General features: G+C 33.4%; 18 protein-coding genes. 10 read left to right on the top strand and 8 right to left on the bottom strand.

The genetic code is table 11. The features are described 5' to 3' along the window. Window position 1 precedes the first annotated feature (1 nt). The 3 genes from HNP35_RS23255 to HNP35_RS23245 form a co-directional block, all read right to left on the bottom strand. Window positions 2-4,378, bottom strand: coding sequence for a CusA/CzcA family heavy metal efflux RND transporter (locus tag HNP35_RS23255; protein ID WP_184168046.1), 4,377 nt, complete (start codon window positions 4,376-4,378; stop codon window positions 2-4). An 81-nt stretch (window positions 4,379-4,459) separates the two neighbouring features. After that, window positions 4,460-4,837, bottom strand: coding sequence for a hypothetical protein (locus HNP35_RS23250; RefSeq protein WP_184168044.1), 378 nt, complete (start codon window positions 4,835-4,837; stop codon window positions 4,460-4,462). A 186-nt stretch (window positions 4,838-5,023) separates the two neighbouring features. Beyond that, window positions 5,024-5,317: a winged helix-turn-helix transcriptional regulator gene (locus tag HNP35_RS23245; protein ID WP_184168042.1), complete on the bottom strand. Its 294-nt coding sequence runs from the start codon at window positions 5,315-5,317 to the stop codon at window positions 5,024-5,026. Window positions 5,318-5,409: 92 nt separating this feature from the next. Here HNP35_RS23245 and HNP35_RS23240 point away from each other — a divergent pair, with 92 nt between their 5' ends. From HNP35_RS23240 to HNP35_RS23200, 9 genes are all read left to right on the top strand, one after another. Beyond that, a complete protein-coding gene (locus HNP35_RS23240; RefSeq protein WP_184168040.1) occupies window positions 5,410-5,655 on the top strand; it encodes a redox-active disulfide protein 2 in 246 nt (81 codons plus the stop codon). Between the two features lie 109 nt (window positions 5,656-5,764). Then, on the top strand, window positions 5,765-8,119 hold the full coding sequence (locus tag HNP35_RS23235) for a mechanosensitive ion channel family protein (protein ID WP_184168038.1): 2,355 nt from the start codon (window positions 5,765-5,767) through the stop codon (window positions 8,117-8,119). 205 nt (window positions 8,120-8,324) lie between these two features. After that, complete coding sequence (nadA, locus tag HNP35_RS23230) at window positions 8,325-9,257, top strand: quinolinate synthase NadA (RefSeq protein ID WP_184168036.1); 933 nt, start codon at window positions 8,325-8,327, stop codon at window positions 9,255-9,257. A gap of 29 nt (window positions 9,258-9,286) precedes the next feature. After that, window positions 9,287-10,801 (top strand): L-aspartate oxidase, encoded by a 1,515-nt coding sequence (nadB, locus tag HNP35_RS23225; protein WP_184168034.1) that lies wholly within the window; start codon window positions 9,287-9,289, stop codon window positions 10,799-10,801. Window positions 10,802-10,828: 27 nt separating this feature from the next. Then, window positions 10,829-11,560, top strand: coding sequence for an iron-sulfur cluster repair di-iron protein (gene ric / locus HNP35_RS23220; protein ID WP_184168032.1), 732 nt, complete (start codon window positions 10,829-10,831; stop codon window positions 11,558-11,560). Window positions 11,561-11,572: 12 nt separating this feature from the next. Continuing rightward, window positions 11,573-13,696: a ribonucleoside triphosphate reductase gene (locus HNP35_RS23215; RefSeq protein ID WP_184168030.1), complete on the top strand. Its 2,124-nt coding sequence runs from the start codon at window positions 11,573-11,575 to the stop codon at window positions 13,694-13,696. Continuing rightward, window positions 13,677-13,844 (top strand): anaerobic ribonucleoside-triphosphate reductase, encoded by a 168-nt coding sequence (gene nrdD / locus HNP35_RS23950; RefSeq protein WP_184168028.1) that lies wholly within the window; start codon window positions 13,677-13,679, stop codon window positions 13,842-13,844. The genes HNP35_RS23215 and nrdD overlap by 20 nt, the downstream gene beginning before the upstream one ends. After that, window positions 13,798-14,514: an anaerobic ribonucleoside-triphosphate reductase activating protein gene (locus tag HNP35_RS23205; RefSeq protein WP_317618030.1), complete on the top strand. Its 717-nt coding sequence runs from the start codon at window positions 13,798-13,800 to the stop codon at window positions 14,512-14,514. Before nrdD ends, HNP35_RS23205 begins: the two co-directional genes overlap by 47 nt. A 76-nt stretch (window positions 14,515-14,590) precedes the next feature. After that, window positions 14,591-14,746, top strand: a complete 156-nt coding sequence (locus tag HNP35_RS23200) for a hypothetical protein (RefSeq protein ID WP_184168026.1) — start codon at window positions 14,591-14,593, stop codon at window positions 14,744-14,746. Window positions 14,747-15,160: 414 nt separating this feature from the next. Here HNP35_RS23200 and HNP35_RS23195 read toward each other — a convergent pair whose 3' ends face one another. From HNP35_RS23195 to HNP35_RS23175, 5 genes are all read right to left on the bottom strand, one after another. Next, entirely contained in the window at window positions 15,161-15,886 is a 726-nt protein-coding gene (locus tag HNP35_RS23195) for a hypothetical protein (RefSeq protein WP_184168024.1), read from the bottom strand. Between the two features lie 199 nt (window positions 15,887-16,085). Next, window positions 16,086-17,201, bottom strand: coding sequence for a PepSY-associated TM helix domain-containing protein (locus HNP35_RS23190; protein WP_246453671.1), 1,116 nt, complete (start codon window positions 17,199-17,201; stop codon window positions 16,086-16,088). 56 nt (window positions 17,202-17,257) lie between these two features. After that, window positions 17,258-19,639: a TonB-dependent siderophore receptor gene (locus HNP35_RS23185; RefSeq protein WP_184168022.1), complete on the bottom strand. Its 2,382-nt coding sequence runs from the start codon at window positions 19,637-19,639 to the stop codon at window positions 17,258-17,260. 131 nt (window positions 19,640-19,770) lie between these two features. Continuing rightward, entirely contained in the window at window positions 19,771-20,346 is a 576-nt protein-coding gene (locus HNP35_RS23180) for a hypothetical protein (protein ID WP_184168020.1), read from the bottom strand. Between the two features lie 52 nt (window positions 20,347-20,398). After that, window positions 20,399-20,776: a hypothetical protein gene (locus tag HNP35_RS23175; protein WP_184168018.1), complete on the bottom strand. Its 378-nt coding sequence runs from the start codon at window positions 20,774-20,776 to the stop codon at window positions 20,399-20,401. A 187-nt stretch (window positions 20,777-20,963) separates the two neighbouring features. On the opposite strand from HNP35_RS23175, the gene HNP35_RS23170 reads away from it, so the two are divergent. Further along, window positions 20,964-21,860, top strand: coding sequence for a carbohydrate kinase family protein (locus HNP35_RS23170; protein WP_184168016.1), 897 nt, complete (start codon window positions 20,964-20,966; stop codon window positions 21,858-21,860). The last annotated feature ends 203 nt before the right edge of the window (window positions 21,861-22,063 follow it).

Genomic DNA, 22,063 nt, shown 5'->3' with positions numbered 1-22,063 from the left:
TTTAAATATTATTAAGATTCTGCAGCGTAATTACTGCTTTGTTATAGGCATTCAATGCGTCCAGATATTCACTTTTGATTGTAATTGCCTGATTTACGACCAAAACCCATTGCAGATAATCTATATCTCCGTTGTAAAGTTGACTGCTTGAAGCTTCGATAATCGTCTGAGCGTTTTTCAATCCCTCTTTTTCATAATACTCTAAACTCTCTTGGTATTTTTTTACTTCTCGATCAGCATTTTCAATTGTGGTTTTTACCTCAATTTTTGCTGCTTCAGAAAGCGCTTCATAACTTTCATACTCAGCTTTTGCTGCACGCTTGCGTTCAGATTGACTAGTGAAGAAAATCGGAATCGAAAGACCAGCATTGATATAATTAAATCTTTGCCCACTATCATAATAAACCTCCTGACCTGAAGCATTAGTTTGATTCCCGATAATGCTCAAATTATTGTAGCCTAAAGTAATTTCAGGAAGCAGTTTGGCACTTTCGGTTTTCCATCTCCATTTGGCAGATTCAGATTCATATTGCGAACGCTGTACAATTGGAAGATTTTCTGTTTTTAGATTTTCAACCAAAGACTGATTTAAAACTGCTTTCAATTTTTCTTTCTTCGGAGTATAAACTTCTTTATCCTGCAAGACCGAATTAAACAGATTTAAGGCAATTTCGATATCACGATTTACCATTACCAATTGATTGCTGTAAAACTGTCGGGCAGATTGCGAAGCACTTTTTTCTAAAACATTTGCCTCACCAGCTTTAAATCTCAAATCCGATTTCTTTTCCATAATTCGGTAAATCGAATCGGCGTAAACCAAGAGTTCTCTTTTACTCTGAAGCCATAAATAATCGTAATAAATATTTCTAACTTTAGTTTTGATTTCCTGAGAAGTCAGCTGTACTTCTGTTTTCGCTTTATTAAAATCCGCCTGAAGAGCTTTTTTCTGGTTGCTGTAAACCGTAGGAAAAGCAAAAGTCTGGCTGATTCCAAATCGGGTATCTTTCTGAGCGCTGTTAAACTGGCCGTAATCAGCATCGATTTGTGTCTGTGGCAAATTATAGGCTGTTTTTTGCAAATGGCTTTTCGACTTTTCATTTAATTTAGCCGATTTGACTGTTCTATTATTCTCAATCGCAATTGAAATCGATTCGTCCAACGAAATTGGTAATTGCTGTGCATTTGCCGTATTACCAATAAAAAGAATAGTCAATAAAATGGTTAGATTATTCATATGTTTTTTTCTTTTTTTAGAAAATATTTTAGCATGATACGTCATCAAATAAATAGCCGGAAGCACAAAAAGCGTTAAAAGAGTAGCTGTTACCAATCCGCCGATTACGACAGTTGCCAACGGACGCTGTACCTCTGCTCCTGCTCCGTTACTTAATGCCATTGGAAGAAATCCTAACGAAGCAACTGCAGCCGTCATTAAAACAGGACGTAATCTGTTTTTAGTCCCTAAAATGATAATATCAAAAGGATCTGTGATTTCACCTTGTTTTTGAATTCGATTAAATTCAGATATCAATACGATTCCGTTCAAAACAGCTACACCAAAAAGTGCAATAAAACCAACTCCAGCAGAAATACTAAAAGGCATATCTCGCATCACTAAGGCAAATACACCACCGATTGCAGATAGCGGAATAGCTGTAAAAATGATAATTCCTTCTTTAAATGATCTAAAAGCAAAATATAACAAAGCGAAAATCATTAATAAAGCCGCAGGAACGGCAACTCCCAATCTTGCTTTTGCCTGTTGTAAATTCTCAAAAGCACCGCCATACGTAATGTAATAACCCGGATCAAATTTAATCTGCTGGTTTACTTTCTGCTGTAATTCTTCCACAATAGACTGAACATCTCTTCCTCGAACATTAAACCCAACAATAATTCTGCGTTTTGCATTTTCCCTTTGAATTTGGTTTGGACCTTCTACTTCTTCCACTTTTGCTACTTGATAAAGGGGAATCTGTATTCCTGATGGTGTTGCAATTAAAAGATTTCGAACATCTTCAATTCCTTTTCTTCCGTTGTCTTCTACACGAACGACCATATCAAAGCGTTTTTCTCCTTCGTAAATGCTTCCAGCAACGGCTCCTGCAAAAGCTGCATTTATCGTTCTGTTAATATCTACAACTCGAAGACTATATTTAGCCATTTCTGCCCAATTGTAATCAATTACGATTTGGGGCATTCCGGTTACTTTTTCTACATACAAATCGGCTGCACCTTCAACAGTTTTACTAATTTCTCCTAGTTTTTCTGCATATTCAGAAAGTTTCTGAAGATCTTCACCGTAAATTTTACAGACTAAATCTTGTTTAGCTCCCGTCATTAATTCGTTAAAACGCATCTGAACCGGAAATTGAAAACCAGTGGTAACACCAGGTGCAATTCGTTTTACCGTTTTCGTCATTTTATCGGCCAATTCTGGAAATGAGGAAGCACTTGTCCATTCCGATTTATCTTTTAGAACAATAATCATATCACCGCCCTCAATTGGCATTGGATCGGTTGGAATTTCCGCACTACCAATTCGGGAAACAACGTGCTGTACTTCTGGATAATCTTTTTTTAGTTCTTTCGATATTTTTTCGATAGTTTCTGTAGTCGTTGAAAGATTTGTTCCTAAAAGCAGACGGGTTTCTACTGCAAAATCGCCTTCTTCTAACTGCGGAATAAATTCTCCTCCCATTCTTCCAAATAAAACAACTGCTATTCCGAAAAGTACAAAAGCAGCAATTACAATTATTTTTCTAACTCCTAGAGCTTTCGTTAACCAGCCTTCATAAGCATTTTCTAACCTTGCCATAACTCGGTCAGAGAAATTCTTTTTGTGGCTGATTTTTTTGCTTAAAAATAAAGCGCTGACCATTGGCACATAAGTAAGCGACAAAATGAAAGCTCCCAAAATGGCAAAAGCAACAGTTTGTGCCATTGGCTTAAACATTTTACCTTCAATTCCCTGTAACGAAAGAATTGGCAGATAAACAATCAAAATAATAATCTGGCCAAATACTGCGGCATTCATCATACGCGCTGCAGATCCAGTTACTTCTTTATCCATTTCTTCCTGCGAAATAGCATCAATTGCTTTGTATTTTTTTGAACTGTGAAGATGATGCAGAATTGCTTCTACAATAATTACAGCTCCATCGACTATTAATCCGAAATCTAATGCACCAAGACTCATTAAGTTGCCGCTTACGCCAAAAGTATTCATCATAATTATGGCAAAAAGCATCGCTAATGGAATAACTGAAGCGACAATAAATCCGGCTCTTAGGTTTCCAAGGAATAAAACCAAAATCAAAACAACAATTAAAGCTCCCTCAATTAAGTTTTTTTCTACAGTTCCAATGGCATTATCTACCATTTTAGTTCTGTCTAAGAAAGGTTCAATTTTCAAGCCTTCGGGAAGGATTTTTTCAATTTCGGCAATTTTATCTTTTACATTTACAATAACATTATTAGCGTTTTCTCCTTTTAACATCATCACAATTCCACCGACAGATTCGCCGTATTCATCTGTAGTCAATGCACCGTAGCGAATTGCTGAAGAAATCTTAACATCAGCAACATCTTTTACCAAAATTGGAAGTCCGCCTTGTGTGCTTTTCACCACAATATTTTCAATATCTTCAATACTTTTAGCCAAACCTGTACTTCTAATATAAGATACCGTTGGGCCTTTCTCAATATAAGCTCCTCCAGTGTTTTCGTTACTGCTGTTTAAAGCCGTAAAAACTTCACTAATAGTCAAGTTTTGTGCTTTAAGACGTGCTGGATTTACTGCAATTTCATATTGTTTTAATTTCCCTCCAAAAGTCGAAACATCGGCGATTCCAGCAGTTCCCAAAAGCTGTCTTCTGATGGTCCAATCCTGAATGGTTCTTAAATCTTCAAGAGAATATTTCTCTTCGTAACCTGGTTTGGGTTTTAAAACGTATTGATAGATTTCTCCTAAACCAGTTGTAACCGGAGCCATTTCGGGTCTGTTGGCGTTTCGGTCGATTTCTACCTGTTGGAGTCTTTCTGTTATTTGCTGTCTTGCCCAATATACATCGGCATCGTCTTCAAAAACAACACTTACCAGCGAAAGTCCGAAGCGCGAAATACTTCGGCTTTCTTTAAGATGCGGAATATTGCTAATGGCTTGTTCGATCGGAAAAGTGATCAGCCTTTCTACGTCTTCAGCTCCTAAAGATGGCGCTGTCGTAATAATTTGTACCTGATTGTTTGTAATGTCCGGCACGGCATCGATTGGTAATTGGGTAACCTCGTACACACCGTAGACAATCCACAGCAGTGTAAAGATTCCAATTGCCAGTTTGTTCTTAACTGAGAACTGAATTACTTTATTAAGCATAATGTATTAATTAAAAAAATAATAAATGAGCAACTGGAAACAGTACGTCTCAGTCACTTCAATAAAAATTTTAAAAAATAATTATGCGATTGGAGGTCTAAAAAGGGAAAGCAGATTTGGATCTGAAAAAAGATCAGATCTATAAGTTGGTATTTTTAATTGTGGTAATTCTGGATTGAAAGGAGTCGGAAGTAAATCTTTGTCGTCTAAAATGAAAACAAAGTGTACTGAACTGCTGTTTATTGTTTTAAAGGGAAGTTGCATGTCACGGTCTGCATCATTGTCTTTTAAGTCTTCTCCCCAATAATGCATAGATAAAAAGTCCATAAAACTTAAATCCATGAGTTGTTTGTGCTCTTCGTAATGCTGAATTAATACAGGCAGTTTATAAAACTGCTGTATAAAACTGCTGTTTGAAGCAATTAGAAAAATAAATATGTAGACAATTTGTTTTGGCACATGGCAAATTTAAACTAAAATATAGAAATCTCTACTATCTAGAAGGCTTTAGGTAATTCTTTTTAACAATTTCTAAATTTATATTGCTTTTTAAAAGAATTCGATTTAATTCTATCTCTTTTTATTTTAGAACTATAATACAAATCATAAAGAATTCTAATCTAGTTTATTCATACAAGCTAAAAACTAGGACAATCCTTCCAACTGTTCAAAAACAGGAATCAGCATTTTTCCTTTTTCCGTCAAATTGTATTCTATATGAAGCGGTTTTAATTTAATGGTCGTTTTTTCTAAAAGCCCTTCTTCTTCCAATTCTTTTAAAGCAGTTGCCAAAGATTGTTTGTTTGAACCTTGAATTTGTCGAAGTAAACTATTAAAACGCAGTGGAGATTCTACCGACAAACGAAAAATTTCTGCCTTCCATTTGCCAGATAACATTTTTAAAAGTCTTTGTGCCGGACAAGTTTCGATTTCTTCCATGAAATTAATTCTATAGTCAAAAAAATCTGACTTATTGTTTTATACTATTTTTTTTATTAATCTTTGTGAGAATCCTAACGTAAAAATATAAAATGAAAGCAAAGAAACCAAGTGATATGAGCCTTGAAGAATTACTTCAAAAAGAAAAAATGATTAAGGTTGCAATTTATTCTTTAATTGCATTAAATATAATTCTATTAATTGCTGTTATATTTTTATTTGTAAAAAAAGGCTTTTCGGCTTTGTTTGTGGTTCCTTTTTCTATGGTTCCGATTATCATCATCAATTCCAATTCTTTAAAAGAAATCAAAAAAGAAATTGCTTTACGTAATTCGTAAAATAAACAGCTATTGTAATGCGTTTTGAAGGTGCTTAAATTTAATATTTCGTAACCGAAAGTTTTCTAAAAAAAATTAAATTTGAACTCCCTAAATAAGCCATTATATTATGATTTTTCAAAAGAGAACTTTTTATTTCCTATCCTTATTTTTTGTTTTTTTCGTTACACAGTCTAGTTACGCGCAAGAACAAAAACAAGTCAAAAAAGAAAACCGCGGACGTTTATTTAATGATACCACAGCTACCGACAGCGATTATTTAATGGCGATCGAAAAAGCTGGAGAAGTATTAGAATCTGCCTACAATGACATTGATTTTGCTGGCGATACTCGTCATCTTTTTGGCGAGATGAAACGTACAGAAAGCAAACTGAATTTAATTCTTGAAAGTTTAAAAGGCGCAAATCCAAATGTGCGTAATCAGCAAATGTATCGCATTGTTCTTCAAGAAATTCAACAGGAATTAGAAGACCAGAATAAAGCCATTAATGAACGAAATCTGAATCTCGAAAAGATCAAAAGTCGCGTTATCGAACTTCGAAAAGACAAGACTTTAATGACTTTGATAAAAGATACGATTCGTCGTAAACAGTTCAAAAAAGAATTTGCAAATCTTAGAAAAAGATACGTTGGCACAGATAGTTTGATGACTAAAAATCAGACTACTTTAAACAATAAAAAAAGACTGACCGTTCAGCGAAAAATTGCCGTTTCGAATGCTTTAGTTACGGTTGAAAGCAAACTTGAAAAATCTGGAATCAGTATTTTTAAGAAAGAATATCCTTCTTGGTGGCAGATTAACGATTCTGCAGCTTCTAAAAAAGTAACGCATAACATTAAAGCCAAAATTATAATTGAAGAAAATGTTGCCGAATATTATCTAGGCTACAAGGCTGGCGGATTGATTACATTATGTTTCTTTATGGGACTTTTGTTTTGGTACATTAACCGAAATGTGAAATATTTAAAAGCAAACGGTTATTCTGAAAGTCTTTCTCTTTTAAACTTTAAGTACTTAAATCGAGGCGTTTTAGTACCTGTAATTGTAATTGCATTGAACATTGCAGTCGTGACTAATTTGTATGCACCAGCTTTGTTTTTAGAATTTATACAGCTTCTTTTACTCGGTGCTTTAACAATACTTTTCAAAAATCAGTGGTCGGGAGTTTCTATGCGAAACTGGCTTTTTCTTATTGGATTATTCTTTGCACTTTGTTTTCTAGATTTATTTATAACCATCGGATTATTACAGCGCTTTGCTTTTGTTGCGATTAATCTTTTGGGAATCCGTTATGGTTTGGTTCAGATTAAAACGCTGAAAGATGAATTGTATATAAAAGGCTTTCTTAAATGGGCTAGCATTCTTTTTATCGGATTAAATGTTTTGTCGATTCTTTACAATTTGTTTGGAAGAGTTTCTTTATCAAATATGTTAAGTCTTACTGCATTTATTTCTTTAACTCAAATTGTTGCACTAAGTGTTTTATTGAAGATTATTTTAGAAATTATCTTATTGCAGATTTATACAACAAGAGTTAAAAGAGGAATTGAAAAAATGTTTGATTATGAAAGTTTATCAGACACACTTAAAAAACCTTTTATCATCGTAATCAGTTATATGTGGCTGATTGTTATTGCTTCAAATTTAAATATTTGGGAATCGCTTCGTGCTTCTTTAGCATCTCTTTTAAGCCATCCCAACACAATTGGAAGTATTACATTTACGCTGGGCAATATCGTTTTATTCTTTATTATCATTTGGGCAGCCCATTTATTACAGAAATATGTGGCGTATTTCTTTGGTGAAATTGACGATGAAAACGAAGAAAACATCAACAAAAGACAGCATTCTAAATTACTTATTACGCGATTAGTTGTTTTAATTAGCGGTTATTTATTGGCTGTTGCGGCTTCTGGAATGCCTTTAGATAAATTAAGCATTCTTTTAGGAGCTTTAGGTGTCGGTGTCGGACTTGGACTTCAAAATGTGGTTAACAATTTTGTATCTGGAATTATTTTAATTTTTGATAAACCTATACAGATTGGTGATGTTGTCGAGATTAGTTCAGAATCTGGTCGTGTAAAATCGATGGGACTTCGAACTACCAAAATCAATGCGCCAAATGGTGCCGAAATTATTATCCCGAATGGTAATTTATTATCTCAAAATATCACCAACTGGACGTACACTGATAATTTTAAATTGGTCGAAATTACTTTTGAAATCAATGGAGAAACCATTCCGCAAGAAATAAATACTATTGTAAACGAAACACTGGCTAATCTTCCTTTGGTAAACAATGCAAAACCATCTCAGATTTATTACAGCTCTATTTCTGACGGAAAATATAAATTGCTTATTAAGTTCTGGTGTAGCATTTATAGAACCGAAGAAACAATAAGTTCAGCAAGACAAGAACTTTATGTAAGTTTTAAAAATAAAGGATTGAATTTCTCTAGTTAAGAAAATAAAAATCATTCAGATCGATAAAAGGCTTTAACTCTAAAAGAGTTAAAGCCTTTTTTTATTTCGCACACTTCTCAAATACTTTCTTCATCGCATAAAATATAAAAAAAAATATGTAACAGCATGATTTGAATCATGTTTTGAAAGAAATGATGATAATACATTTACCGTATTAAAATTACAAATACCATCAACTTTCAAAATGGACAATAACTTTTTAAGACAGGAAATCACTCGATTGAAAGCAGAAAAGAATGCTGTAATCCTAGCTCATTATTATCAAAATGAAGAGATTCAGGAAATAGCAGATTTTATTGGAGATAGTCTAGAATTGTCTAAAAAAGCGCAAAATACAAATGCTGATGTTATTGTTTTTGCTGGAGTGCATTTTATGGCAGAAACGGCTAAAATTTTAAATCCAAACAAAAAAGTATTGCTTCCAGATTGGGATGCGGGTTGTTCTCTTGCAGATGGTTGCGATCCGAAATATTTTAAATTGTTTAAAAAACAATATCCCAATCATATTGTGGTAACATACATTAATTGCTCTGCCGAAATAAAAGCCATGAGCGATTTGGTTTGTACTTCGGCGAATGCCAAAAAAATAATCGGGTCTATTCCCGAAACACAAAAAATCATATTTGCTCCGGATGAGAATTTAGGTAATTATCTCAAAAAAGAAACCAAACGTGACCTCGTCTTATGGAAAGGCTCTTGTGTTGTGCATGAAGCCTTTTCATTAGACAAACTAATTGAGATTTATAATAAGAATCCGAAAGCTAAAATAGCAGCGCATCCTGAATCTGAAAGCCATATTTTGAAAGTGGCGCATTATATCGGTTCTACTTCAGGCATTATTAATTTTATTAAAACGGATCCTGCTGCCGTTTTCATTGTGGCTACAGAAGCCGGTATCCTGCATGAGCTTTCTAAAGCGGTACCCGATAAAACGCTGATTCCGGCTCCTTCCACAGAAGACAACAGCTGTGCCTGTAGCGAATGTGCTTTTATGAAAATGAATACACTAGAAAAATTGTATTTGTGCCTTAAAAATGAAAGTCCAGAAATGAAGATTTCAGAAGAGCTTAGAATTGAAGCTTTAAAACCAATTGAAAGAATGCTTGAGTTATCATAAAAATGCAATAACGCTAAAATCAAAATAACATGCTTAAAACAGATATATTAATCATCGGTTCTGGTATTTCGGGATTATTTTTTGCAATGAAAACAGCAAAAAAACGTCCAGATTTATCTATTGTTATAATGACTAAAGAAACTGCAAAAAACACTAATACGCAGCTTGCACAAGGCGGCATTGCAGTTGTAACAGATCATTTAAAAGACAGTTTTAATAAGCATATACATGATACGCTTCGCTCTGGAGGCGGCCTTTGCGATAAAGAAATCGTTAATATGGTTATTAAGCAAGCTCCCGAAAGAATTCAGGAATTAATTGAAATTGGAACTTCTTTTGACAAAAATGAAAAAGGCCAATGGGATTTAGGACTGGAAGGCGGACATTCTCAAAACAGAATATTACATCATAAAGATAGCTCCGGATTGGAGATTGAGCAAAAACTGCTCAAGATCATCAAGAAAATGCCAAACATTGAACTTTTAGAAAACCATCTGGTCATTGACTTGAATACAGAAGTGAAGCGGAATAGAACGATCTGTACCGGAGCCTTTTTTTATGAAAAGAAATACAATCGAATAAAATACATTAGAACACGAACTGTTGTTTTAAGTACTGGAGGATGTGGTCAGCTATTTGAAAACACAACCAATCCGAAAATTGCAACTGGAGACGGAATTGCAATGGCTGCTCGCGCAGGAGCAGAAATTGTAGACATGCAATATATGCAGTTTCATCCGACAGCTTTGTTTACAGGAAAAGAAAATCCGTTGTTTTTAATTTCCGAAGCCGTTCGCGGTTTTGGCGCTCATATTGTAAACGACGATGGGAAAAGATTTTTGTTTAAATATGATATTCGAGGCGAATTGGCTACACGAGATATGGTTTCTGATGCTATTACTAAACAACTTCGTTTAAGCGGAAAAAATCATGTTTATTTAGACTGCAGACATTTGAACAAAGCTGAATTTTATGCTCATTTTCCAGTAATTGCAGCGCATTGCAATGAATTAGGTATAAAACCAGAAAAAGATTTAATTCCGGTTGTTCCGGCTGCCCATTATCAGTGTGGCGGAATTAAAGTTGATCAAAATGGTGCAACCGCAATAAAAAATCTTTACGCCGTTGGCGAATGCGCAAGAACTGGACTGCACGGAAAAAACCGTCTGGCTTCAAATTCGCTTTTAGAGGCTTTGGTTTTTGCGCATCAAGCTTCTGAAAATGTAGACAAAACTATTGCTGAATTTATTTTTTCATCCAAAATACTAATTCCAAAATTTCCAAAAGCACATAGAGTTGACGATTATATGGCTTTTGAAATATTAAAAAAAGAATTGCAAAAACTGGTCACTTCTTTTTACACCAGTGAAGAACGCGACGCCGAACAAGTTTTTATCAAAATAAAAGAGCTTCATAATTATGCTGTTTCACTTACAGAATCGCATGAAATTACAATTCCTTTTATAGAATTTTCAAATATGATTGCAACTGCGCTACTGATAATTAAGCAATGTAAAGAAGCGCCAAACAAACAAATGTGCTGAACCAAAAATTAATCTATACCTCCCATTATGAAACTAACAAATAAAAGTACCATTGGCGAAATCGTAGCAGATGATTTCAGAACGGCAGCCGTTTTTACAAAATACCATATTGATTTTTGCTGTAAAGGATATAGAACCATCGAAGAAGTTTGTAAAAAACGAGATATTGATGAAACCATTTTAATTGAATACATTCGAGATGCAAAAAGAAGTACCGTTAATCAATCATTCGATTATAAAACATGGCCAGTTGATATAATTGCAGATTATCTCACTAAGACACATCATCGATACATTAATGAAAAAGCGCCTATAATTCTTCAATATCTAAATAAATTATCTGGAGTTCATGGCCCTATTCATCCTGAATTACATGAAATACACACCATATTTTCTAAATCTTATCTAGATCTAAAGGCTCATATGAAAAGAGAAGAAATGGTTGTTTTTCCTTTCATTATAAAAATGAAAAATGCTCAGACTAAAGGAGACTACTTAGGCACGCCTCCATTTTTAAGTATTGAAAATCCGATTACGACTTTGAAAGAAGATCATGAAATAGAAAGCGGAAGATTTAAACGAATTGCAGCTTTAACCAACAACTACACGCCTCCAACAGAATCTTGCAATACGTACAAAGTTGCCTTTGCCATGTTGGAAGAATTTGAAAAAGATTTAAGAAAACATATTCATTTAGAAAATAATATCCTGTTTCCAAAAGTAATTGAACTCGAAAAAACTTTTGAAAAAGTACTGTAAATAAATATTAGGATGGAAAAATATGTAATAAAACGCAATGGAGATTATAAGCCTTTTGAAGCTTATAAAATTCTGGACGCTATTCAAAAAGCTTTTCAAAGTGTCAATAAACCTTTCGACAAAAAGATATACAAAATTGTTCTTTCTGGTCTGGAAGTCAAATATTCGTGGCCTGTCGAAGAGATTCAGGATATTATTGAAAGAGTTCTTTTTGAAAACGGCTATTTTCAAACCATGCGTTCGTTTATTATTTACCGTCATACCCGAAAATTACAGCGCGAACATATTAATGGTTTAAATGATGATACTACCTATATAGACAGCACGCAAACTGTCGAAGAATATATTAACCAGTCAGATTGGCGAATCAATGCCAATGCGAATATTTCGTATTCGAATGCGGGACTTGTCAGTAATACCGCAGGAAAAGTGATCGCCAATTATTGGCTGGATAAAATATACAATAAAGAAGAAGGTGCTGCTCATAGGAATGGCGACATACACATTCATGATTTGGATTGTCTTACCGGATACTGCGCTGGTTGGAGCCTCCGAGTGCTATTAAATGAAGGTTTTAATGGCGTTCGAGGACGTGTCGAGAGCAGACCTCCTTCTCATTTTAGAGAAGCATTGGGGCAAATGGCTAATTTTCTTGGAATTTTGCAAAGCGAATGGGCTGGCGCTCAGGCTTTCAGTTCTTTTGATACGTATTTGGCACCTTATGTTTTTAAAGATCAGCTTTCTTATGAAGAAGTTTTAAAAGCAATTAGAAGTTTTGTTTATAATTTGAATGTTCCAGCGCGTTGGGGACAATCGCCTTTTACGAATATTACATTGGATTGGAATGTTCCAGAAGATTTAAAAGAACAAATTCCGACACAAAATAACGAACATTTATTCGCTAAAATAAAAGATAAGATTTTAATTGATGAAGCTCAAAAAAGAGGCGTTGAAAAACTAATCCATTTAAAATATGCTGATTTTCAACAGGAAATGAACCTCATCAATAAAGCGTATTACACTGTTATGACTGAAGGCGACGCTAACGGACAACCGTTTACTTTTCCGATTCCGACCGTAAATATTACAGAAGATTTTGATTGGCAAGGAGAAAATGTTGATTTATTGTTTGAAAACACAGCTAAAATTGGTTCTTCTTATTTTCAGAATTTTATTGGAAGCCAATATATTTTGGATGAAAAAGGAAATCGAATTGAAAACCCAGAGGCTTACAAACCTAATGCTGTTCGAAGTATGTGCTGCAGATTACAACTCGATTTGAGAGAATTGCTAAAACGAGGAAATGGGCTTTTTGGAAGCGCAGAAATGACAGGAAGTATTGGTGTTGTAACCATCAATATGGCGCGTTTGGGCTATTTGCACAGAGGAAATATCATCAACTTATTTACTCATTTGGATGAATTATTACAGATTGCAAAATCGACTTTGGAGAAAAAAAGAACTTTTATCCAGAAAATGTACGACCGCGGACTTTATCCTTACACCAAACGTTATTTGGAACATTTTAGAAATCATTTCTCTACAATTGGCGTAAACGGAATGAACGAAATGGTGATTAATTTTTCTGAAGGAAAACAAAATATTACGTGCAGTTCTGGAATTCATTTTGCGACCGAAATTCTAGATCATATTCGGTTAAGAATGAAAGAATTTCAGGAAGAAACTGGAAATCTGTACAATCTGGAAGCGACTCCAGCAGAAGGAACAACGTATCGTTTTGCGAAAGAAGATAAAAAACGTTTTCCTGAAATTTTGCAAGCAGGGCAAAATGAAAATATCTATTATACAAACAGTTCGCAGATTCCGGTAGATTTTACAGACGATCCTTTTGAGGCTTTAATGCTTCAAGACGAATTACAATGCAAATATACTGGCGGTACAGTTTTACATCTTTATATGAGAGAAAAAATAAGCAGTCCAGAAGCTTGTAAAAACTTCGTAAAGAAAGTTTTAACCAACTTCAAATTGCCTTACATAACAGTAACACCAATTTTCAGCATTTGTCCAATTCATGGTTATCTAAACGGAGAACATGAATATTGTCCGAAATGCGATGAAATTTTACTTCAAAAAAACAATCAAAAACACTTGGCTTATGAAAACAAAAACGCATAAAGTTTTAGCAGAAAATAAAAAAGAAAGAAGCAAATGTTTGGTTTACACCCGCGTAATGGGATATCACAGACCTATAGAAAGTTTTAATATTGGAAAAAAAGGTGAACACCAACAACGTAAACATTTCGAAGAAACCATTATCTATTAAAGGAATATTTAGCCTCACGCCTTTTACTTTATTAGATTATCCGCATAAAACGGCCTGCATAGTGTGGTTTGCAGGCTGTAACATGCGGTGTTTATACTGCTACAATCCTGATATTGTTTTAGGAAAGGGAAAAATAGATTTTCAAACTGTTTTGAATTTTCTAAAAACCCGAATAGGATTATTGGACGGGGTAGTTTTAAGCGGCGGCGAATGTACTTTACACAAAAAAATAATTGATTTTATAAAAGAAATCAAAGCAATGGGATTTGAAGTCAAAATTGACACCAACGGCTCAAACCCAAAAATATTGAATAGCCTGATTCATGATCGATTAATTGATTATGTTGCGTTAGATTATAAAAGTCTTCCTCATACCTTTAAAAAACTAACGCAATCAGGCTTATTTTTTGAATTTGAAGAAAGTTTAAAGCTTTTAATTCAGTCAAATATTCCGTTTGAAGTTCGCACGACTTTTCATTCTGATTTAATTTCAGAATCTGATTTTACAAAAATGGTTGAATATTTAGAGAACCAAAATTTTGAAGGAAATTATTATGTCCAGCATTTTATGAATAACGTGTCAACGCTTTCAAAATTAGACAATTCGAATAAATCAATAAGTCTTAAAAACTTTTCAACTTCAAAAATCAAAGTTATTTTTAGAGAGTAATAATTTTTTCAGCAATTCTTCATCAACTTTCGCAAGAGTTTCAATATGCTTAACTTTTATTTAAATCGAAAAAAACTTGCGAAACAAAGAATATGGAAAAACAGAAATTATCGAAAGAGAAAGAAATAATATTCCAAGTCTTAGAGATCTTTTTATTGACCAAACTGAAAAAATTGAATTACTTTTTTTAGATAGATACAATTTAGGAAATTTTCCTTCCTCAATTAAATAGTATTCTGTACTGGTAATGGATATTGAATGTTTTTGTCTGTTATAAAAGAAGATCATATCATAACTTTCTCCTCTGCCTCCTTTATTTATTTTTTTTTCGATAAAAGAATATGATATCAATTTGTTATTTACGATTTCAGATTTAAAGTCAAAATAGTCTCTAAAGAAATAAATAGATAAGGATATAAATAGTAATCCAAATATAGTTTTTAAAATTGTTTCCTTAGTCATTAAAAAATTTAGTCTTAGTTTTCGACATATTTTCAAGAAAGCAAAAATCTCATTTTTACTAACTTATAATCAACACGCACAGCTGGCGCGAGCGTCTCGCTCGTGTTTTCTGTTGTGTTCACAAGCGAGACGCTCGCGCTAGCTGAAGGACTTTTGCTTATCTAAACAAATATAAACCAAAAAATCAACCAAAAGTCTTTCTATATTTATCCATTACCGTTTTAAATAAATCTTTGTTAGAAGGTGGCGACAGCACAATTGCTCTTGAACCAGAGTTTATAGATTCTTGAATACTTTCTAGACTTTTTCCGCCTGTTGCCATAACTGGAAAATTTGGAAATTTATCTGATATCTCTTTTACAATTTTACTGGTATTCGCACCGCCTGAAACGTGAAATACAGTTACACCTGCATCGATTTTTCCTTTTAGAAAATTATAATAGGAAGATGTAACGGTTGCTATAATCGGTAAGGAAATTTTTTCTCTTATTTTTTTAATGTCTTTATTTTCAAACGGAATATTGACAATAATTCCTGCGGCTCCAGCTTCTTCGGCATAGATTGCCATTTCTACTGATTTTTTGCCTTTTGTTTGTCCGCCACCAACGCCACAGACGATTGGTTTTCCCGCAAAATCAATCAGGGTTTTTATGATTTTTGGCGAAGGTGGAAAAGGATAAACGGCTAGAATCGCATCGGCATCATTATTTTCGATAAGCGCCATGTCTGTAGAAAACAGAAACGATTTTAAGTTTTGATTTTGCAATACTAAACCTTGACATTTTTTACCAATTATTTCTGGTGTAGTCAACGCTTTATTGATGGTTTTGTTTCTTCTAAATAATCGTTCCCAAAGCGAAACTTTCTTTTTACTTTCCCAAAATGAGTCTAAATTTAAATTGATTTGCATGGCCGTATTTTTTACAATTCGACCAAATTTAGAACATTGAAATTTGTTTTTTTTACAAAATAAAAAGAGAAAATTATATTTTGTAATGAGTTGGAAAAAATTTGTAGTGAAACTTAAAAAAGCAATTTTGAAAAGCTCTAGAATAAAAAAATCGCAAAGCCAAAGACATTTGCGATTAGTATATTCTTCTAAAAGTTTTTCACTCTTTCTTCTTTACTCTTTCTTCCTTACTTTTCCCTTTAGACTTCTTTCCTTTCTTCCACCAAATTATAAATCCAGTTATTGGTAGAGAAGCTCCAATCAAACTTACCAAACTCCAGATTATTTTTCCAATTAAACCAAAGAAAACGCCCGTATGCAAATCGTGATTACTGGCTTCATAAACATCCGCCGCGTTATTGTCTTTGTATAATTTTGTTCGGAGCATTTGTCCCGTTTTTCCATCAAAGAAAATAGTGTTTTGATTTCTTGCCCAATCGTTCGGATACGTCATTCTTAATCTAAGTTCGCCTGTTTTTCGAATTGAAAATGAAACTGAAGTTGCACCAGGATATTTTGCATTGGCACTTTCGTAAATATTATTGTAGCGAACAGGAATTGTAGTCGAATCTATTTTAGCATTAGAAACAATTTCATCTCCTTTTCTTAGTTTGCTTCCAGTGACAAAACTTACTCCTTTTTTTACGGCATCATATCTAAAATAAGTTCCAGAAAAAGCAATTAAAAGCAGAAAGATTGCAGCGTAAAATCCTAAAACTTGATGCAAATCAAAATTGACTCTTTTAAAAGAACCGCTCCATTTTATTTTTAGAGATTGTTTGAGTAAACGCCTTTGGTTTGGAAACCATAAAATTAATCCTGTAATCAGCATAATGATAAAAATCACAACCGACCAGCCTTGAATGAATTCGCCAACTTCTCCCAATAATAATGTTCGATGTATTTCTAAAACAGTATTCAACCAATCTGAACCTTGCTGATTGACTAAAGTTCCATCGTACGGATTAAAATAGTAAGTCTTTTTCTTTTTGGTAGAAATTTCGACCGTTGAATTCGGTTCTTCTTTATTTATTTTTAAAGCCGTAATTTTTTGTTTGGGTTCCAGACGTTCATAATTTTCAATAATCGTTTTTAAACCTATAAATGGCTTTTCCTGAACCGGAACATGCAGATATTCTTTCTGCGAAAAATCACGAATTTCTTCTTCGAAAACATAAAGAAATCCCGTGATGCTCACTATAAAAACAATGAGGCCCGATGCTAAACCGAGCCACAAATGTATTTGTCTAATGGTATTCTTAAAACCTTTTGTCATGATTTGCAATAAAATCCAAATGTAGATAATATCATTTAAACGAAAGATTTAAAATCTTAGAATTTAAACGTAATATTTCCAGTAACTCTAGTCGGATTTTGAGCTGCTAAACGATACGACCAGTATTTTTCATTCGTAAGATTATCAATTTTTAATCCTAATCTGAATTTCGGTCTGTCGTAGAATACAGAAGCATCCAGAACGGTGTAAGAAGGAATACTAAATTTAAAAGTTGCCGTGTTAGTTTGGTAATATTCGCTTCCGTAAATTCCTCCAAAACCAAATCCTAAACCTGCAGCTGGACCTTCAAACAAACGATAACTAGCCCAAAGATTGGCTGTTCTTGGAGAACCTGCCGTTGTCGGGCGTAATCCGTTTACACTCGGATTGGCTTTTGTGTATTCACTGTCATTATACGTATAACCCGCTACAATGTTTAATCCACGAATTGGATTTGCAATTAATTCTGCTTCAAAACCTTTGCTCAATTGAGTTCCGTCTTGAATTTGGAAATTTGCGTGATCTGGATCGTCACGAGTAATATTCGTTACTTTAATATCATAATAACTGAAAGTCGCGCTTATTTTATTAAAGTCAAATTTAACACCACCTTCTAACTGGTTTGCTTGATTTGGTTTGAAAGTATTTCCGTTAAAATCAGATCCACCAACATTATTGAATCCGTTCATGTAATTTCCGAATACCGAAACTTTCTCTTTAATAACTTGATAAACAGCTCCAAATCTTGGAGAAAAAGCAGTTTGGTTATAACTTCCTGCAATAGAATCTCGACTCGGGTAATACACTCCTTTATTGATATAACGGTCGGCTCTAATACCTCCCATTACCAATAATCTATCCGTAACATTCAATACATCAGAAACATATGCGCTATAAGTTCTTTCATTATTAGAAACAAAATTATTAAATTTTGCCGTTGCAAATAATGGCGCTATTCTGTCTTCTGTAAAGTTATTATAAGCATCGCCAGGTTTTTTATAGTTTATAGCTGGCATATTTATCGTCGCATCGTTACGTGTTGCTCGAAGACTGTAAAAATCTAGACCCGCTACTACTCTATTACGTAATTTACCGATTTTAAAATCACCATTAAAGTTTTGCTGAATGTCTGTACCGTAATATGGATAATCCTGACTTGTAACTTGCTGTCTTAAAGTTTCGTTGCTCAAAGCTGTTAAGGCCACTGTATATCCTTCAGAAGATGATCTTGTACGAGAAACAACAGTTTGCGATGTCCATTCTTCTGATATTTTATACTTTAACTGTGCAAATATATTATACTGCTGTCCAGTATAATTAATTGTATTATTAGCAAATGAAAGTTTATACGGAATTCCCATTTCTGTAATACTGTGCGCTGTTGCCGTAGCTCCCGTAAAAGGCGCTAATCTTGTTGGCGAAGTTCCTTTTGAAGCGCTAAACTCAGCGTCAATCAACAAAGTCAATCGGTCGTTTACTTGATACGAAAAACTTGGCGCGATAAAGAAACTTTTACTAAATCCAGCATCTTGAAAACTTCTTTCGCTATGTAAGGCTGTATTGATTCTAAAAAGTGCTGTTTTATCATCATTTAACGGCGTATTGATATCGGCTGTAAAACGATTCAAATCCCAATCGCCCGCAGAATAAGAAACTTCTCCTTTAAAGAAATCAAAAGGCTTTTTGGTAACTCTATTGAACAAACCTCCAAAAGAAGAAATTGTACTTCCGAATAAAGTTGCAGATGGTCCTTTAATAACCTCAATACGCTCTAAATTTGACGGATCGATTGAGTTGTAAGTAAAACTTCCCACACCGTTTCTTACTAGTTGAGGTGTTGCAAATCCTCTAGAAATACTTGTCGTTCTTCCTTGATTTCTAACCTCAGCAATACCTGCTCCAGGAACGTTTTTAAAAGCACTATTATAATCTGTAATTACCTGCTCTTTCATTAATTCCTTGCTTACAATGGTGTAAACTTGCGGATTTTCCATGTTTTTCAGTTTCATTTTAGAAACCTCTTCACTTTCTTTTCTCGCAAATCGGTTTCCTCCAGAACTAATAATTACTTCTTCTAATTTTTGAGAAGTATACGTTAATTCGAAATCAATTTTTGCATCCAAATTATTTTGATCGATAGAAATTGTTGCTGGCATCGAATCGTAACCATTTAAATCTATTTCTACCAAATAGGTTCCGAAAGGAATATTTTTTAATTGATAAAAACCTTCAGAATCGGTAATCGTTGTTTTATTTAATTCTGAAATTTTAACTTTGGCACCTTGTAAAGAATTTCCGTCTTTCAGTATTGCTTTACCTGAGATTGTACCTACGGTTGATTGAGAAAAAGCACTTTCTGACCCTAAAAAAATCGTCAGAATTGCAAGAAACACTTTTAATAACACATTGTTAGTAAGTGTCTTAAGATTTGTTTTCATATAAATATTTGTAATTTATTCTTATTTAGACTGATTACAAATATATAAACGAGAAATGAAATCTTAGAGAAAGATTAAAATTTTCTTAAAAAATAATTAAACAAATCTCTTAAGCTTGTTCTTAACAAAATTTAATTTCGAAAATTTCCTTCCCAATCTGTTTTACTTGGAATAAATTTTTCATGCCACCTTTTTACAAAACCATCAATATTTTCCATATCTTTTTGAATTAACTTTCTAAGCTTAAGGATTTCATTTAAATAGCCTTTGCGAGTATAAAATTTTCCTAATTTATGTTCCTGTAAAAATAGTATATACAATAAAGGTGGACCTTTATAATCGCCAATTCTCAGTCGCATTCTAGTTGAAATCTTACTTACAGTTTCAAACTCTAATCCTTCAGAATCTTTTAAAAGCGATAATGAGCTTAAAGAAGGACTAAGCTCATAAACATTCAAATAAATTTGAATCCATTTTGATTTTCCCAAAATATAAACTGAAATTTGCTCTAAATATTTTTCTGAAGATAATCTGCAAAAATTATAGATATAGCCGCGAGTACTTCGATCGTATTCACCATGCCAGGCTGTTTTAAACGGAGAAAGTTCAAATCTGTTTTTTAGTAAAGAAGGAATTCCAACTTCTTTAAAAATGTCATGTCTTACCTTTAAAATTTCTTTATCTGAAACTCTATAAATTAATCCCATATTAATGATTACTTAAATAGTCTGTGCAAAAATAAAATTTAACTTATTTCTATTATATAACTGGAACCGAAAAAGATCTTCTAAAAAAAATATCCTTAGAAGTAACTTCAATTATATTGAAAGAGAATATTCCATAAAAATAAATCTCTTTTTCAAAACTGATTTTAGCATCTGTACTAATAAGTTTAATTGTATTTTTTCCTAAAGAAAAATTTACACCTTGCGAAAACGGAGTCGGAATATTGACATTGAGCGTCTCACTTATTTTTTGATCATTCAATAGTAAAACAAAATCTTCCTTATAATGATTTAAAGGTCCGCCATAAACTGCTAGATAACTATTCGCTTTACAATTGATATAAAAATTGGCTTCATAAATCAAAATGAAGAGAACGAAACAGCTTGAAAAAATTTTAATCCATTTTATCATTTTTTAAAGATATTTCATTTTAAAAAAGATGTTTCCTAACAAATATATAGCGAAATTTCGGATATTTTTAAGTTAATAAATCTTTGTCTTTCTTGTCTTTTGGTTGCACAAACCGCTAATGTTTTTTATTTTTATCGAATTAAGAAAATTTTTATAAGCCCCAAATTTAAATTAAAAAGAAAATTAAATGAGTAAAAAACAACTTAAAGCTGTTGCCTTTGGCGAAGTATTGTATGACATTTTTGGTAACGAAAAACGAATTGGCGGAGCTCCGCTCAATGTAGCCTTACGCATGAAAGCTCTTGGCGCAGAATCTAATATGATTAGCTGTGTGGGAAATGATGAAGATGGCAAAAACATTATAAAAGAAGTAAAAAATTTAGGTTTAGAAACCGATACCATCCTTACATCTAACGATTTTCCGACTGGATTAGTGCATGTTACCTTAGATGAAAGCAAATCTGCGACTTACGAAATTCTTTATCCTTCTGCTTGGGATAAAATTGTTTTAACCGAAGAAGCCAGAGAATTAGTTGTTACTTCTGATGTTTTAATATACGGCAGTTTGGTTTGCCGAGATGAAGTTTCGAGAAAAGCTTTAGAAGAATTACTCAACACGCATACTTACAAAGTTTTTGATGTCAATTTAAGAAAACCGCATTATGACTACGAATTGCTTTTAGAACTAATGCAGTTTGCGAATTTCATTAAATTTAATGATGAAGAATTGGCAGAAATTAGTGCCGCTTTAGATTCTCCTTATACAACTTTAGAAGAAAATATAAACTTCATCTGTTCGCTTACCAATGCAACCGCAATTTGTGTTACAAGAGGAAAAGACGGCGCTGTTTTATTATGGGATAAACATTTATACAGCAATAATGGCTATACGGTAAAAGTCGAAGATACGGTTGGAGCTGGAGATTCTTTTTTAGGTGCTTTAGTTACATCACTTTTAAAGAATAAAGAACCGCAAAAGGCTTTAAATTTTGCTTGTGCAACAGGAGCTTTGGTCGCTGGATCGGCTGGGGCAAATCCTGAAATTTCTAAAATTGATATTGAAAATCTTATCAATAAAAATTAGAGATTAAGATAAAATTTTAATACACGGTATGTATATTTCTAACAAATAAAGTCGCGCTTCGGAGAAGCTAAATATGTATAGAAATCATATTATTGTAAATACAAAGCTCCGGAGGAGCGAAATATAAGACGGTTTATATTTCGCTCCTCCGGAGCTCTTTTTTTATTCCTCTATTTTAATTGCTATAAATATTTTACTCCGCT

The organism is Flavobacterium notoginsengisoli (assembly GCF_014207905.1).
GTDB classification, from domain to species: Bacteria; Bacteroidota; Bacteroidia; order Flavobacteriales; family Flavobacteriaceae; genus Flavobacterium; species Flavobacterium notoginsengisoli_A.
This window is presented reverse-complemented; position numbering and strand designations above follow the sequence as displayed.

Excerpts from the sequence above, each read along its gene's own strand:
- HNP35_RS23255 (WP_184168046.1), bottom strand. The coding sequence starts at position 4,378 with ATGCTTAATAAAGTAATTCAGTTCTCAGTTAAGAACAAACTGGCAATT.
- HNP35_RS23245 (WP_184168042.1), bottom strand. The coding sequence starts at position 5,317 with ATGGAAGAAATCGAAACTTGTCCGGCACAAAGACTTTTAAAAATGTTA.
- HNP35_RS23240 (WP_184168040.1), top strand. The coding sequence starts at position 5,410 with ATGAAAGCAAAGAAACCAAGTGATATGAGCCTTGAAGAATTACTTCAA.
- HNP35_RS23235 (WP_184168038.1), top strand. The coding sequence starts at position 5,765 with ATGATTTTTCAAAAGAGAACTTTTTATTTCCTATCCTTATTTTTTGTT.
- nadA (WP_184168036.1), top strand. The coding sequence starts at position 8,325 with ATGGACAATAACTTTTTAAGACAGGAAATCACTCGATTGAAAGCAGAA.
- nadB (WP_184168034.1), top strand. The coding sequence starts at position 9,287 with ATGCTTAAAACAGATATATTAATCATCGGTTCTGGTATTTCGGGATTA.
- ric (WP_184168032.1), top strand. The coding sequence starts at position 10,829 with ATGAAACTAACAAATAAAAGTACCATTGGCGAAATCGTAGCAGATGAT.
- HNP35_RS23215 (WP_184168030.1), top strand. The coding sequence starts at position 11,573 with ATGGAAAAATATGTAATAAAACGCAATGGAGATTATAAGCCTTTTGAA.
- nrdD (WP_184168028.1), top strand. The coding sequence starts at position 13,677 with ATGAAAACAAAAACGCATAAAGTTTTAGCAGAAAATAAAAAAGAAAGA.
- HNP35_RS23195 (WP_184168024.1), bottom strand. The coding sequence starts at position 15,886 with ATGCAAATCAATTTAAATTTAGACTCATTTTGGGAAAGTAAAAAGAAA.
- HNP35_RS23190 (WP_246453671.1), bottom strand. The coding sequence starts at position 17,201 with ATGACAAAAGGTTTTAAGAATACCATTAGACAAATACATTTGTGGCTC.
- HNP35_RS23185 (WP_184168022.1), bottom strand. The coding sequence starts at position 19,639 with ATGAAAACAAATCTTAAGACACTTACTAACAATGTGTTATTAAAAGTG.
- HNP35_RS23180 (WP_184168020.1), bottom strand. The coding sequence starts at position 20,346 with ATGGGATTAATTTATAGAGTTTCAGATAAAGAAATTTTAAAGGTAAGA.
- HNP35_RS23175 (WP_184168018.1), bottom strand. The coding sequence starts at position 20,776 with ATGATAAAATGGATTAAAATTTTTTCAAGCTGTTTCGTTCTCTTCATT.
- HNP35_RS23170 (WP_184168016.1), top strand. The coding sequence starts at position 20,964 with ATGAGTAAAAAACAACTTAAAGCTGTTGCCTTTGGCGAAGTATTGTAT.